Source organism: Chitinophaga filiformis, from assembly GCF_023100805.1.
GTDB classification, from domain to species: domain Bacteria; phylum Bacteroidota; class Bacteroidia; order Chitinophagales; family Chitinophagaceae; genus Chitinophaga; species Chitinophaga filiformis_B.
This window is the reverse complement of the sequence record NZ_CP095855.1, coordinates 5797520-5811786: the sequence shown is the minus strand read 5'-3', so window position 1 is coordinate 5811786 and position 14267 is coordinate 5797520. Positions and strand designations below refer to the sequence as shown.

Annotated in this window: 12 protein-coding genes; 9 read left to right on the top strand and 3 right to left on the bottom strand. The window is 47.2% G+C overall.

Features of this window, described 5'->3' with window-relative positions:
* Nucleotides 1–774: 774 nt before the first annotated feature.
* Nucleotides 775–1932: a homogentisate 1,2-dioxygenase gene (locus MYF79_RS22510; protein WP_247810081.1), complete on the top strand. Its 1158-nt coding sequence runs from the start codon at nucleotides 775–777 to the stop codon at nucleotides 1930–1932.
* A 5-nt stretch (nucleotides 1933–1937) separates the two neighbouring features.
* Here the strand turns inward: MYF79_RS22510 and MYF79_RS22505 are convergent, their stop codons facing one another.
* Nucleotides 1938–2138, bottom strand: a complete 201-nt coding sequence (locus MYF79_RS22505) for a hypothetical protein (protein ID WP_247810080.1) — start codon at nucleotides 2136–2138, stop codon at nucleotides 1938–1940.
* 140 nt (nucleotides 2139–2278) lie between these two features.
* Here MYF79_RS22505 and MYF79_RS22500 point away from each other — a divergent pair, with 140 nt between their 5' ends.
* Both MYF79_RS22500 and MYF79_RS22495 read left to right on the top strand, forming a co-directional pair.
* Nucleotides 2279–3271, top strand: a complete 993-nt coding sequence (locus MYF79_RS22500; protein WP_247810079.1) for an aldo/keto reductase — start codon at nucleotides 2279–2281, stop codon at nucleotides 3269–3271.
* A gap of 568 nt (nucleotides 3272–3839) precedes the next feature.
* Nucleotides 3840–4433: a fatty acid desaturase family protein gene (locus MYF79_RS22495; protein WP_247815095.1), complete on the top strand. Its 594-nt coding sequence runs from the start codon at nucleotides 3840–3842 to the stop codon at nucleotides 4431–4433.
* Here the strand turns inward: MYF79_RS22495 and MYF79_RS22490 are convergent, their stop codons facing one another.
* Together MYF79_RS22490 and MYF79_RS22485 are read right to left on the bottom strand one after the other, a co-directional pair.
* Entirely contained in the window at nucleotides 4434–5582 is a 1149-nt protein-coding gene (locus MYF79_RS22490; RefSeq protein ID WP_247810078.1) for an FAD-dependent oxidoreductase, read from the bottom strand.
* Nucleotides 5583–5603: 21 nt separating this feature from the next.
* Nucleotides 5604–6200, bottom strand: coding sequence for a TetR/AcrR family transcriptional regulator (locus tag MYF79_RS22485; RefSeq protein ID WP_247810077.1), 597 nt, complete (start codon nucleotides 6198–6200; stop codon nucleotides 5604–5606).
* 283 nt (nucleotides 6201–6483) lie between these two features.
* Here MYF79_RS22485 and MYF79_RS22480 point away from each other — a divergent pair, with 283 nt between their 5' ends.
* The 6 genes from MYF79_RS22480 (at nucleotide 6484) to MYF79_RS22455 (ending at nucleotide 14211) form a co-directional block, all read left to right on the top strand.
* A complete protein-coding gene (locus MYF79_RS22480; protein WP_247810076.1) occupies nucleotides 6484–7068 on the top strand; it encodes a TlpA family protein disulfide reductase in 585 nt (194 codons plus the stop codon).
* Nucleotides 7069–7451: 383 nt separating this feature from the next.
* Nucleotides 7452–8588, top strand: coding sequence for a 4-hydroxyphenylpyruvate dioxygenase (gene hppD / locus MYF79_RS22475; protein ID WP_247810075.1), 1137 nt, complete (start codon nucleotides 7452–7454; stop codon nucleotides 8586–8588).
* 578 nt (nucleotides 8589–9166) lie between these two features.
* Complete coding sequence (locus MYF79_RS22470) at nucleotides 9167–9943, top strand: murein L,D-transpeptidase family protein (protein WP_247810074.1); 777 nt, start codon at nucleotides 9167–9169, stop codon at nucleotides 9941–9943.
* Between the two features lie 161 nt (nucleotides 9944–10104).
* Nucleotides 10105–10680 carry a gluconate 2-dehydrogenase subunit 3 family protein gene (locus MYF79_RS22465; RefSeq protein ID WP_247810073.1) on the top strand — a complete coding sequence of 192 codons (576 nt, stop codon included), beginning with the start codon at nucleotides 10105–10107 and terminating at the stop codon, nucleotides 10678–10680.
* A gap of 53 nt (nucleotides 10681–10733) precedes the next feature.
* Nucleotides 10734–12431, top strand: a complete 1698-nt coding sequence (locus MYF79_RS22460) for a GMC oxidoreductase (RefSeq protein ID WP_247810072.1) — start codon at nucleotides 10734–10736, stop codon at nucleotides 12429–12431.
* Nucleotides 12432–12513: 82 nt separating this feature from the next.
* Nucleotides 12514–14211 carry a GMC oxidoreductase gene (locus MYF79_RS22455; protein ID WP_247810071.1) on the top strand — a complete coding sequence of 566 codons (1698 nt, stop codon included), beginning with the start codon at nucleotides 12514–12516 and terminating at the stop codon, nucleotides 14209–14211.
* The last annotated feature ends 56 nt before the right edge of the window (nucleotides 14212–14267 follow it).

Here is a 14267-nt window from a genome sequence, read left to right as displayed (position 1 = left end):
TACTTTTCGCTAACAAAAGTCTGGAATTACTTTCGGATTAACAAATGAATTGTCAAAGTTTTGAAATTATTTAAATTTCGGTAGGGGAAATTGTGAAATTTTACGCATATCGAGCGGGGCAGGACAAATTTATTGATTTTCAAGGGAGATGGGGTGTTATGGGATTGCGGCGGCTTCGATTGCCGTCGCCTGGCCGGGTTGACAAGGGAGCTTCTTCGGTACAAATAGTATGCAACTGTCCTACCGCTTACTACCTAAAGGCGCTATAGTCCTACATGTAGCCTACTGTTCTATAGCGTTCGCTATAGAACAGTGGCTAATATGCTATAGAAGAGAGCCTATAGGCTATAGGTTCCACCGAATCAGTAGCGAATACCAGTCGAATACACAGGCCCCTGCCTGTACCATGTCTTTGCTGGATAGGAGGGCCTCTTTCTGCGGTTTTGGCCCTATTTCGATCCTATTCCTTACATTTGTCCTAACCACGTTGATTCATGCCTTATTTCCGCAATTTTACATATCATATAGACAAGCGCCGCTGGAAGTATTGCTTCCTGCTGGAGGGCATTGTAAGCCGATAGGCCCTGTTCCCCGTCTCCGTTCCTTATCTGGCTGTCCCGGTAAGGGTTCCTTATTTCCTTTTACAACTGATCTGCCAGATGACAGGTACGAAACTTGTCAGGGCAGGTACACTGTTATTCTTATTGTCATAAAATTGTCATTCATATTCCACGGTCTTTCGCCGGAAGGCAGGGACTGAAAAACCAATTCATCATGCCGCATTATCATAAACTGGGAAACGTCCCTCATAAACGTCATACACAGTTCCGCAAACCCGACGGTTCTCTTTATTCCGAACAGTTGTTCTCCACGGAGGGATTTTCCTCCAATTCCACCCTGTTATATCATTGTCATCCTCCTACGGAGATCGTGCGCGTGGATACGCCCTATGATGTTGCTCCCCGTGTTGCTGAAGAAAAGATGCTGAAGCATCGTAGTTTCCAGGGTTTCAATATCCGGCCGGAAGATGATTATCTGCAAAGCAGGAAACCCGTCCTGGTCAACAGCGATTGTCATATCGTGCTGGCGGCGCCGCGGCAAAGCATGACGGAATATTTTTACAAGAATGCAGATGCGGACGAACTGATATTTGTACATGAAGGTTCAGGCGTGTTGCATACGCAATACGGGCAGTTGCCTTTCGGGTATGGCGATTACCTGCAGATACCCCGGGGGACCATCTACCAGATGAAATTTACCGGAACAGACAACCGTTTGTTCATTGTCGAATCATTCAGTCCTATTCGTTACCCGAAACGCTATCTCAGCCAGTACGGGCAGTTGCTGGAGCATGCGCCTTACTGCGAACGCGATATCAGGCAGCCGCAGAACCTGGAGACCATCGACGAAGCGGGCGATTTCCTGATCCGTATCAAAAAGAAGGGAATGATGTATCCTATCCACTATGCGCATCATCCCTTTGATGTGGTAGGCTGGGATGGATATGAGTATCCTTTTGCATTTTCCATTCATGATTTTGAACCCATCACAGGGCGTGTACACCAGCCGCCACCGGTGCATCAGACCTTTGAGGGACATAATTTTGTGGTATGCTCTTTCTGTCCGCGCCTGTTCGACTATCATCCGCAGTCCATTCCGGCGCCTTACAATCACAGTAATATAGACAGTGATGAAGTGCTGTATTATGTGGACGGCGATTTCATGAGCCGCAAGCACGTAACAAGGGGCATGATCACCCTGCACCCGGGTGGTATTCCGCACGGGCCGCATCCAGGTGCAGTTGAAAAGAGCATCGGCGCAAAGGAAACAAAGGAACTGGCAGTGATGGTAGACACCTTCCATCCTTTGCAGATCACACAGGATGCGCTAGGAATAGAAGATGAAAGATATGTGATGAGCTGGGCTGAATAGCCAGGTTATTTTTCGTCTTCGTCACTCAGTTTTTTTCCTTTATCTTTCGCAAATTCTTCTGGAGTCTGAAGGGTATTGTCCTCCTCAGGCTCCAGATATATGGGACTGGTATCTTCTTTCTTTCCCTGTTTATTGATGTGCTCTTTTTCGGAGACTTCATCCTGTTGTTTGCCGGCGGGCTTTTCATTAGCTTGTTTATTTCCCATATTTTAATTTTTAAGAACAGGCAACTAAATCTGTGCCACGGTCAGGACGACTATTTTAATTCGTAGTAAAGAGCACTCAACCGGAATTTATATTTTTATATCACGCGTTTACAGACAACCAAAACAGAAACAGATAATTAATGGAATACAGGCAATTAGGAGAAAGCGATCTGAAAGTATCAGCAATTACATTTGGAGCATGGGCTATTGGTGGCTGGATGTGGGGCGGAACAGAACATCATGATGCCGTAAAGGCGATCCGCGCATCCATTGACGAGGGCGTTACCTCTATAGATACAGCCCCTGTTTACGGCCAGGGATTAAGTGAAGAGTTGACCGGAGATGCACTGAAAGGCCTGGACAGAAGCAAGATCCAGGTAATGACAAAATTCGGTATGCGCTGGGACCTGGCCAGGGGAACCCTGGCGTTCAGCAGCAAGGATAACAATGGCAGGGACATCGACATTTACAAATATGCCGGCAAGGAAAGTATTATACTGGAATGTGAAAACAGTCTCAGGAGACTGGGTACGGATTACATCGATCTGTACCAGATCCACTGGCCGGATGTAACTACACCGATGGATGAAACCTTCGAAGCAGTTTTGCGCTTAAAGGAGCAGGGAAAGATCCGCGAAGCGGGTGTAAGCAACTACAGCGTTGCACAAATGAAAGAGGCGGAGAAAACAATAAAACTGGCTTCCAACCAGGTGCCTTTCAGCATGGTAGAAAGAGAGATCGAGAAAGAGCTGGTGCCTTATTGTATAGAGAACAAAAAGGGCATACTGGCATACAGCCCTTTGCAGAGAGGTATCCTGAGCGGTAAGATCAAAGCCGGTCATCCCTTTGGGGAGGGCGATCATCGTCCCAACACGAAGTTCTACCAGCCGGACAACCTGCAGCGTATCAATGCTTTCCTTGATCAGATCAGACCTATGGCGGAAAGCAAAAGTGTGACACTGGCGCAGCTGGTGATCCGCTGGACGATAAACCGTCCTGGTATTACCGTGGCCTTGGTGGGAGCGCGCAATGCGGAACAGGCTATACAGAATGCAAGGGCTATCAATGTAAAACTGAGCGCGGAAGAAACAAAGTTTATCAATGATAAACTATACCAGGTGCAGCTGGTCTGAAAGGTGGTATCAATATTTGAATGCGGATCAAATCCGCAGGTTAATTCAGGATTTAAACTGAGCGCGGAAGAAATAAAATTCATCAATGATAGGTTGTACCAGTTACAGCTGATCTGAAAGATGACTACCAATATTTGAATGCGAATCAAATCTGTCAGGCTAATTCAGGATTATATAACGATGGACACATCAGCTCAATGATGGCTGATAGCTGTAAATGATCAATTATTGCTACAACGGTTACAGGTCAAAGAACAGTGAAACAAAAACCGGGTCGTTCCTTACGGAATGGCCCGGTTTGTTTTGTGGAAGATGACTTTTGTCATATGTTACCTGTATACGATCCGTACTTTTGATGAACCCTACTAAAATTCCTATACATGACACATGCAGAGATAGTAAAAAAGGTAACATGGAAAGACCTCAAAGACTTATCTGTCAGGGAAATGCTGATTGAAAACAACCTGACGCTACCTGGTTGTTCTCTTCCTGGATACTGGCATATTCCGGTTATTACATATTGGCTTTGCCCTGTTCCGCATTTTTCTTTCTGACCGGTTTACGACAGGTGCATAACGGGTTTCATAATTCTCTCGGCACTAACAGATTCCTGACCTGGTTCACCCTGTTCTCAAACAGTGTACTGATGATGGCATCTATTCATGCAGTGAAGTTCAATCATATCAGGCATCATAAGTATTGTTTGTCTGAGGAGGATTGTGAAGGAAAATCGGCCGGTATGAGCTGGTACGGCGCTATCTTTTATGGCCCTGTACATATGTTCCTGATCCATAAGATAACACTACAGATCGGCAACAGGAAGTATGTAAGGAATGTACTGGCAGAACTGGCGGCTATTGCTGTTTTTGCGTTTATCGTGTTTTATTTTAAGATACCTTTTCTCATCTATCATATTATCATCATGATCGCTGGTGAATTCCTGATGGCCTTCTTTGCTGTCTGGACAGTGCATCATGATACGGAAGAGCATCCTGAACTCGCACGGACACAGCGGGGCGGCTGGAAGAATAAAATTACTTTCAGCATGTTCTATCACCTGGAACATCATCTGTTCCCTGCGGTGCCTACCATTAAACTGCCGGAATTAGCGAGGCGTATAGATCAGGTATTGCCGGAGCTGGAGAAGAAGAATACCTTCTGATCAACCGACGGTCTGCCTCATGAAAGGGATGGCATCGGGTGAATGCAGTACGTTTGTCGATTCGAGTGACATAGCCGCTGTTGCTGCTGCTCTTTCGCGCATGTGCTGTTCGTAATATGTAATAGCAGCAAGCGTATCAGGAAATGCATCATTCGTGAGACATTGACCCAGTTCCAGTGCATCCAGCATCGCCATGTTGACGCCTTCACCTGCATAGGGTGGCATGAGATGCGCTGCATCACCCAGCATGGTGAGGTGGGGTAAAGGTTCCCAGGTCTGATCTAATGGCATGCAATACTGCGGACGGGGAATAAATGGTGAGGATGCATTTTCAAACAGTTCATTCCATAACGGCGCCCAGCCTGTGAAAGTAGTCTTGAACCAGGCTAAGACCTGCGCTTTATCAGAGAAATCGATCCCGCAATCCCGGCTCCAGTGTTCATCGGTTTTACAACCGGTATAAAATACCAGGCTACCATCTCCTTTGGAACTTATAATTAAGGATTTATCATCGCCCATGGCAAAGATCTTCCCGTTCTGAAGCAAACGGTGTATGTCAGGAATGACCGCAGCGGAATTGTACACAGCGCCTTCTACCACGGTGAGCCCTGCATAGAAAGGTTTGATGGACGTAATGTAAGGACGGATCTTTGAGTTGGCGCCATCTGCAGCAACCACAATATCGGCAGTGGCAGTATTTCCATCACGGAACCTCAGTTGCCAGCCATTATCCAGTCGCGCGAGCGATGCAAAATGACTGTTCCACACAACAGTACCGGGATGCAGTGATTCCAGGAGGAGCTGCTTTAGCGGCCCGCGATCTATCTCGGGACGGAAATATTCTTCTGCACCGCGTTCCCTGTCTTCATCTTCCATGACGATGTTGGCGTGTTTGTCCATCACCCGCAGCTTGTCTGCCCCCGGGCGGTAGTTGGCTTTGAATGCCTCCATGAGCCCTGCTTCACGTAATGCTCTTAATCCTGATTCATAGTGAAGATCAAGTGTGGCGCCCTGTGCTCTGGCATCTTTACCGGCGTCTCTTTCATAGACGGTTACGCTGGCATTTTTCATTTGCAGGATCCTGGCGAGGGTAAGGCCTCCCGGGCCACCTCCGACGATAGCAATTTTCTTGTTTTTGAGGATACTCATATGTTGGTTTATTAGTGCGCTTTATTTCAGCAGACCTTTTATGACAGCGTCGCAGCAGTCGGAAAATACCTTATCTGTAATGATCTGTTTATGCCTTTGCTGATAGTCGAAATATTCATTGATCAGATCTAATATGGGAGAGAATAACAGCGCCCTGTAAGCTTCCTGCGGCAGTTTCCTGATAACGCCCGCTTTTGCGTTCATTTCAAGGAACCGGTGAATGGGAGCGAAGAAGTCGCCTTCCTTTATGTCTTTTTCCTGGAATGCTTTATTCAGCAGGGGAGAGGACTTACCGTATTTCATCAGGGCAAAGGCATGCGGATTGTTCTTAAAGAAGCGGAATGCATTGGTGCATAGCTTTTTTACGCCTTCCGCGAATTCCATTTCCGGTTTAAATTTCTCCAGTATGGCTTTTTCATAGGCCCCCAATACTTCATCGATGAACAGTTTGACGAGAAAGTCTTCCTTGTTCTCATACTTGATATAAATAGTACGGGGCGATATGTTGGCCGCTTTCGCCAGCTTCTGCATGCTGAGGTTTTCCAGTCCTTCTTCAGCAATGATCTGCAGGGCGATGGTACGGATCGCTTCTTCCTTTTCCAGGTTTTTAGGTCTCATGAAATATGTCTTTTCGATCGTTGACAGAACAAAAGTAAGTAAATGTTTGTTTACTTATGAAATATTTTTCAGTAAGCTTTCCGGCAGACAACAATAAAGCTTTCAATAATGCAGAGAGGAGCAGGGCTTGCTGCTAATCAAACGTTCAAATTTTTGAATCAGCGGAAGGATTGACAATCAGCTGTTAATATTCCCCAGCGTACCGGCAGCTGATGCCAATTATTGCCGCAGTGGCTGTTAGCCGCTAAAGTTGTAATTTAGTGTTGTAAACAGCTATGCACTTATGAATCTGAGACGTTTTTTCTCATGGTCGAATTTTACGACGGGCATCATGGTCCTTTTCCTGGTACTGGTATTGGTGAATCCTTCGGTGAAGGCGGGCGTGATGCAGGGACTGATGAAGGTGGGGCTGTTCCAGCCGGGAATGCCTGAAGAGAAAAACGCAGAAAGTGAGATGGCGCCCGATATGTCTTTTGTGGATGGTGATGGAAAAACGTTCACGTTGTCTTCCCTGAGAGGGAAGGTGGTATTCCTGAATTTCTGGGCTACCTGGTGCCCTCCCTGCCGTGCGGAGATGCCTTCTATCAACGCTTTATATGAAAGGTTCCGGGAAGATAAGAACGTGATCTTCCTGACGGTGGATACGGATGGTAACTATAAGAAAGCAAATAACTTCCTCAAAAAGCAACAATACAGCCTGCCATTGTATGTGGCCGACAGCCAGATACCAGGGGAATTGCTGGGCAGGTCTATACCAACAACGGTGATCATCAACAAAAAGGGACAGGTCGCTTACCGGCATGTAGGGGCGGCCGATTATGGCAATGAAAAGTTCATGGCTTATTTTGAGCAATACATCCGTAAATGATACACAAGTTGTTTATGTTGATCCGGTTGCATTCTCTACAGTATTTTTTTGGATTTGATATTCCGAAGTGCTAATATTGCATTAGCAACTAATTTATGCTTCACCTGCATACATACCATAAAATATCCGATCAGCGTCACAGCAAGTACTACTTCCTGATGGCTACGCTGGCTATGGATTCCGCACTCTCCTAAGTGCAGGTATGATACTGCCTTTACGGGCGTTCTGTTTTCCTTTTCGCAATCTGTTTACTGAGTTTTCTCCACGCCCATTTACAGTGGTTCTACCTGTCATTTCTTCAATGCGCTGAGGCATTGTTTCAACATCTATTACGTATAGTCAACAATATTTTCATACACCAAAATTTCTAAAACCAATCCATCATGCATACAACTTCAGATGTCGCCGTTTCGGCTATTCCTGCCGATGTACAGGATTTCCTCCCGTTAAATGGTACCGATTACGTTGAATTTTACGTGGGAAATGCGAAGCAGGCTGCCCATTTCTATAAGACAGCCTTTGGCTTCCAGTCGCTGGCATATGCCGGTCCGGAGACCGGTGTAAGAGACCGGGCTTCCTATGTGCTGGTACAGAATAAGCTGCGCTTTGTGCTGACCACGCCCCTGAACCCTGACAATGACATGGCCCGCCATATCACAGAACATGGGGATGGCGTGAAAGTCCTGGCCCTCTGGGTGGACGACGCCCGTTCCGCTTTTGAAGAGACGGTTAAAAGAGGGGCAACACCTTACCTGGAGCCGGTAACTGAGAAAGACGAGTTTGGTACCGTGGTACGCAGCGGTATCCGCATTTATGGCGATACCGTGCACCTGTTCATAGAACGTAAGAACTACAATGGCCCCTTCCTGCCAGGTTACAGGGAATGGAAAACAACCTACAATCCGACAGATACCGGGCTGCTGTATGTAGACCACTGCGTAGGTAATGTGGGTTGGCATGAGATGAATACCTGGGTGGAATTCTATGAGAAAGTGATGGGTTTCCGCAACCTGTTGTCGTTCGATGATAAGGACATCTCCACGGAATATTCCGCACTGATGAGCAAGGTAATGAGTAATGGCAACGGTCGTGTGAAATTCCCTATCAATGAGCCGGCAGAAGGCAAGAAGAAATCCCAGATAGAGGAATACCTGGATTTCTACCGTGGTCCGGGCGTACAGCATGTGGCCATCGCTACCAACAATATCATAGAGACCGTTACCGAGCTGCAGAACAGGGGCGTGGAATTCCTGAAAGTGCCCGGTTCTTACTATGACACTCTGCTGGACAGGGTAGGGCATATCGATGAGGATCTGCTGCCATTGAAGCAGCTGGGTATCCTGGTAGACAGGGATGATGAAGGCTACCTCTTGCAGATATTTACAAAGCCGGTTCAGGACCGTCCTACTGTTTTCTTTGAGATCATCCAGCGTAAAGGGGCTAAATCTTTCGGGAAAGGCAATTTCAAGGCGCTGTTTGAATCAATAGAAAGGGAACAGGCCCTGAGAGGGAACCTGTAAGGCTTCGCTTTGATCAGGCATATCCTTGCAGCCCCTGCGCGGGCAGGGCTGTAATACCAGGGCGCAGGGAATGCTATAAAGCTTTGCTTTAGAGAGAAAAGGGCGTTTGTTGCGTGGGCTGAATGAAGCGACAGCTAAGCGGTAAGCGCTAACTGATATGATCAGGAATCGGGATATTCTGTCCTATCTTTGCTTTTGGAAGGGTTCCGAAAGCAGGGATAGGATAGGTATACCGGTTCCTGTTTTTTATCTGACCCTTTCATGGTATTGTAAATGTTCCGGAATTTAAAATAATTTGCATAAGAGATCGTTTTCTTATGAGAGTACAAACTTTGTTAGGAGTATTGTTTTTGTTGGGAGGGATTTTTCAATGTATAACGGCTGTATTGATCTACCAGGGCGAGCGTCATTACATTTTGCGTTTCGCCAACCGGAAGGTGGGAATGGTGATATACGCTATTTTTGCATTGTTACTATTCTTCCTGGCTTACAGGACTTTTAATATGGAACCACAGCAAAATGCTCCCGTAAGATAGGTGGAAGCGTAAGTGAACTTGTAAAATTGTGTTAAAATATCTATGAAGCAGGTCGTTTTAGCAGTTTTAATGCTGATGGCAATAGGCAAGGTGCAGGCCCAGCAGCAATCATTCCTGGACAACCAGAAAATGTTTCCGAAAGTAGGGTATGCCTACAGGGACAAAGAAGAGCAGTTAAAGGAGGAGTTTAAGAAGAAGGGGCTGACTTATCCGGCTAAATACATCTTCTTACGCTCTTTTAAGCTGGACAGTGAACTGGAGATCTGGGTAAAGAATAGTGTGGCAGACACATTCCGGTTATTTAAGTCATACCGTGTGTGTACGCTGTCGGGGAAAATGGGCCCTAAACGGAAGGAAGGGGACAGGCAGGTACCGGAAGGATTCTACTATATCAATGATTTCAACCCAAACAGCAATTACCACCTCTCATTGGGTATCAACTATCCCAACTTTGCAGACAGGATCCTGAGCGATCCTAAAAAGCCTGGTGGCGAGATCTACATCCATGGCAGCTGCCTGACCATAGGTTGTATCCCTTTAACAGACGATTTTATTGAAGAAGTATATATCCTGGCAGTGAACGCCAAGAATGCCGGACAGGACTTCATCCCGGTACACGTATTCCCCGTTAAGTTCGGAAATGCGCGCTCCATGGACTACCTGACCAATTTCGCCATGAGGGAGAAGGAGAAGGACAAAGACACCACTACCACAGCCGAAAAACTGTGGACCGACCTGAAAGGAGCATACGAATATTTCGAGGCCCACCACAAATTACCGGTGATACTGGTAGACGAAAAGGGCAAATACATCATGTAGATATCTCAACAAAATGGATAGAATAGGGCGTTTCGTTTTAGATGAAACGCCCTTTCGCTTTTTTACATTTTTCAGATTTTAACCTTCCGTTTGATTATTTTTTTATGAAAAGTCAATTTTTTTTTGAAACTTAGGGCGAAAGGTCAAATCAATTTACTATTATGAATAGAAGAGAAGCCATCCGGAACGTTGCCCTTTTACTGGGTACCGCTATTTCCGCGTCCACGTTGTCAGCCCTGGAAGGCTGTAACCCGAAGGCACCTGAGAACTATGCGCTGAAAGCGCAGGAAACGAAGAATATCCTGGCAGAGATAGCGGAAACGATCATTCCGGAAACAAGCACACCGGGCGCTAAAGCCGCGAAAGTAGATGAGTTCATCGTCACGATGCTGAATGACTGTTATAAGGCGGAGGACCAGAAAATAGTATTGGATGGTTTGAAAAAGATCGATGAAGCGAGTGAAAAACAATTCAAGAAACCTTTTGTAGATCTGTCTGCAGAGCAAAAGACCACGGTGCTGACTGCAATCGATAAAGAACGTGTTGACTACAATAAAAGAGACAACAAGAAAGAAGGAGATCCTACACATTACTTCCAGATCCTGAAAGAACTGACCCTGACCGGTTATTTCACTTCAGAACCGGGTGCTACGAAAGCCCTGCGCTATGTAGCCGTGCCGGGTAAATATGAAGGCTGTATCCCTTACAAGAAAGGGGACAAGGCATGGGCTGTATAAGTCCTCCTAAGTAAGAAGAGAACCAAGTATGTCAACAAAAAACAAAGAATTCCATGAATCTGAATATGAAAGCTCAGGAGCAGAACACATATGATGCGATCGTAGTTGGCTCCGGCGTAAGCGGCGGATGGGCTGCCAAAGAGCTCACCGAGAAAGGCCTTAAAGTATTAATGCTGGACAGGGGAAAAAAATTAGAGCACGTTAAGGATTACGAAACTGCAACAAAAGATCCCTGGGAATTTCCACATCGCGGACGTCTTACCGTTGACCAGCGTGAAACACATCCTAAACTGAGCCGCGATTATCCTTACAGCGAGCATAACGAAAAATACTGGATCAACGACTCCCAGAGCCCATATAACGAAGTAAAACGTTTTGACTGGTACCGTCCTGACATCGTAGGTGGTAAATCCATCATGTGGGGCCGTCAGTCTTACCGTTGGAGCGATATAGATTTTGAAGCGAACCTGAAAGACGGTATTGCGATCGACTGGCCTATCCGTTATAAGGACCTGGCGCCCTGGTACGATTATGTAGAGAAATTTGCGGGTATCAGTGGTCAGGCGGAAGGCCTGCCGCAATTGCCGGATGGCCACTTCATGCCGGCCATGGAAATGAACTGCGTGGAGAAAGATGTGAAGTCGAAAGTAGAGCAGGCTTTCCAGGGCCGTAAGATCACCATGGGCCGTGTGGCTAACATCACACAGCCATTACCGGGCCGTACCCAGTGCCAGTTCCGTAACCTGTGCAGCAGGGGCTGTCCGTTCGGCGCTTACTTCAGCACACAGTCTTCCACCTTACCGGCGGCCATGGCTACCGGCAACCTGACGCTGAGACCAGACAGTATTGTAAATTCCGTGATCTACGACGAAAAACTGGGCAAGGCAACAGGCGTGCGTGTGATAGACAAGCATACCAAACAGATGACCGAATATTATGCGAAGGTCATCTTCGTGAACGGCTCTACTCTGGGCACCACCTTCGTATTGCTGAACTCAACCTCCAGCCGTTTCCCGAACGGTCTTGGTAACGATAGTGGCGTACTGGGTAAATACCTGATGGACCACCACTTCCGTACAGGCGCTTCCGGCCGTGCAGAAGGTTTTGACGATAAGTATTTCTTTGGTCGCCGCGCAAACGGGATCTACATACCCCGTTACCGTAACATCGGCAGCGATAAACGCGATTACCTGCGTGGTTTCGGTTACCAGGGCGGCGCCAGCCGTGGCGGTTGGGCACGTGGTATTGCTGAACTGGGCGTGGGTAAAGATTTCAAAGATATGCTGTCTGAACCAGGGTCCTGGAGCATGGGCCTCGGCGGTTTCGGAGAGTGTCTGCCATATGAAGACAATAAAGTAACACTGGATACATCCGTGAAAGATGACTGGGGACAACCGGTATTGAAATTCGATGCAGAATTCAAGGAGAACGAAATGAAGATGCGTAAGGACATGATGAATGATGCAGCGGAAATGCTGGAAGCCGCGGGCCTGAAAGATGTGAAGACATATGATGCGGGTTCATATCCCGGTATGGCGATCCATGAAATGGGTACAGCCCGTATGGGACGCGATCCTAAAACTTCCATCCTGAACGGCTGGAACCAGATGCATACTGTAAAGAACGTATTTGTGACCGACGGCGCCTCCATGACGTCTGCAGCCTGCGTGAACCCTTCACTGACCTATATGGCGATGACTGCCAGGGCGGTGGATTACGCGGTGAAAGAAATGAAGAAAGGAAATATTTAATATCGGTTAGGAATTAGGAATTCGTGTATGACGGAAGATATTCCGGGTACCTTGTTCTTAATTCCTAATTTAATTCAGGACTATGCATCTCAACATTAGAGCGGAGAAAGAAAATACTTATGATGCTATAGTAGTCGGTTCGGGTATCAGCGGGGGATGGGCAGCAAAAGAGCTGTGTGAAAAAGGATTAAAAACACTTGTACTTGAACGTGGCCGTAACGTAGAACATATCAAGGATTACACCACCGCAATGAAGGCGCCCTGGGAGTTCCAGCACCGCCTTAACCAAACATTAGAACAGAAGGACAACTACCCTGTACAAAGCCAGTGCTACGCTTTTGACGAAGCAACGCAGCAGTTCTGGGTGAATGACAAAGAGAATCCATACAACCAGATAAAGCCTTTTAACTGGCTCCGTGGTTACCAGGTAGGCGGACGTTCCCTGATGTGGGGCCGCCAGGTATACCGATGGAGTGATCTTGATTTTGAAGCCAATGCAAAAGACGGTTTCGGCGTTGACTGGCCGATCCGTTATAAAGATATTGAGCCCTGGTACGATTATGTAGAAACTTACATAGGCATCAGCGGACAGGCAGAAGGTTTGCCACAGTTGCCCGACGGGAAATTCCTCAAGGCCATGGAAATGAACTGCCTGGAAAAACATGTAGCCGGCAGGATCAGGGAGCAGTTCAAAGACCGCATCATGACCATCGGTCGTGTGGCGCATGTGACAGAAAAACATAACGACAGAGGCCCATGCCAGTTCCGTAATCTTTGCGCCCGCGGATGCCCTTTTACGGGGTATTTCAGCAGTAATGGGGTAACACTGCCGGCAGCGGCTAAAACCGGTAATATGACCCTGCGGCCCGATTCTGTCGTGCTGGAAGTGATCTATGATGAACAGAAGGGCAAGGCTACCGGCGTTAAAATACTGGATACGCATACGATGCAGACGATAGAGTACTACGCAAATATCATCTTCCTCAATGCTTCCACACTGGGTACAGCATCTATCCTGCTGAATTCTGTTTCCCACCGCTTCCCTAACGGATTTGGCAATGACAGTGAGCAGGTAGGGCATAACCTCATGGACCACCATTTCGGTGTTGGCGCCGGTGGGGAATATGATGGCTTCCAGGATCAGTATTATAGTAGCGGGCGCAGACCCAATGGTATCTACATTCCCCGTTTCCGTAACGTGAACGCGGCTACCAAACGTAATGACTACGTGCGTGGCTTCGGTTACCAGGGAGGTGCAGACCGTGGCCGTGGTACTTCCTTTGATGGTATCGGGGCTGGTTTCAAGGAATCACTGACAGAGGCAGGCACCTGGACATTTGGTGTAGGCGCATGGGGCGAGCATCTGCCTTACTATGAGAATAAAGTAACGCTGAACAAGGATAAAAAAGATAAATACGGTTTGCCAACCCTGGACATAGACTGTTCTTTCAAAGAGAATGAACTGGCGATGAGAAAGGATATGGCGGAGAGTGCGAAAGAGATGATGGAAGCAGCAGGTCTGAAGAACGTAGGTACCTACGACAGTATGCCGCCTCCGGGACATTGCATCCATGAAATGGGAACTGCAAGAATGGGGCGCGATCCGAAGACTTCCGTGCTCAATGGCTGGAACCAGGTACATGCTGCAAAGAATGTGTTCATCACTGATGGCGCATGTATGGCTTCTTCCGCCTGCCAGAACCCGTCTATCACCTATATGGCGTTGACGGCAAGAGCCTGCGATTATGCAGTGAAGGAACTGAAGAAAGGTAACCTGTAAGTTTGTTGAGGTTAAATAGTAAGCCTGCTGGTGTGATGACCGGCAGGCTTTTTCCT

Bases quoted from the DNA above. Each gene is read 5' to 3' on its own strand.
- MYF79_RS22465 (WP_247810073.1), top strand. From the start codon at position 10,105: ATGAATAGAAGAGAAGCCATCCGGAACGTTGCCCTTTTACTGGGTACC.
- MYF79_RS22510 (WP_247810081.1), top strand. From the start codon at position 775: ATGCCGCATTATCATAAACTGGGAAACGTCCCTCATAAACGTCATACA.
- MYF79_RS22505 (WP_247810080.1), bottom strand. From the start codon at position 2,138: ATGGGAAATAAACAAGCTAATGAAAAGCCCGCCGGCAAACAACAGGAT.
- MYF79_RS22460 (WP_247810072.1), top strand. From the start codon at position 10,734: ATGAATCTGAATATGAAAGCTCAGGAGCAGAACACATATGATGCGATC.
- MYF79_RS22485 (WP_247810077.1), bottom strand. From the start codon at position 6,200: ATGAGACCTAAAAACCTGGAAAAGGAAGAAGCGATCCGTACCATCGCC.
- MYF79_RS22480 (WP_247810076.1), top strand. From the start codon at position 6,484: ATGAATCTGAGACGTTTTTTCTCATGGTCGAATTTTACGACGGGCATC.
- MYF79_RS22490 (WP_247810078.1), bottom strand. From the start codon at position 5,582: ATGAGTATCCTCAAAAACAAGAAAATTGCTATCGTCGGAGGTGGCCCG.
- MYF79_RS22500 (WP_247810079.1), top strand. From the start codon at position 2,279: ATGGAATACAGGCAATTAGGAGAAAGCGATCTGAAAGTATCAGCAATT.
- hppD (WP_247810075.1), top strand. From the start codon at position 7,452: ATGCATACAACTTCAGATGTCGCCGTTTCGGCTATTCCTGCCGATGTA.
- MYF79_RS22470 (WP_247810074.1), top strand. From the start codon at position 9,167: ATGAAGCAGGTCGTTTTAGCAGTTTTAATGCTGATGGCAATAGGCAAG.
- MYF79_RS22455 (WP_247810071.1), top strand. From the start codon at position 12,514: ATGCATCTCAACATTAGAGCGGAGAAAGAAAATACTTATGATGCTATA.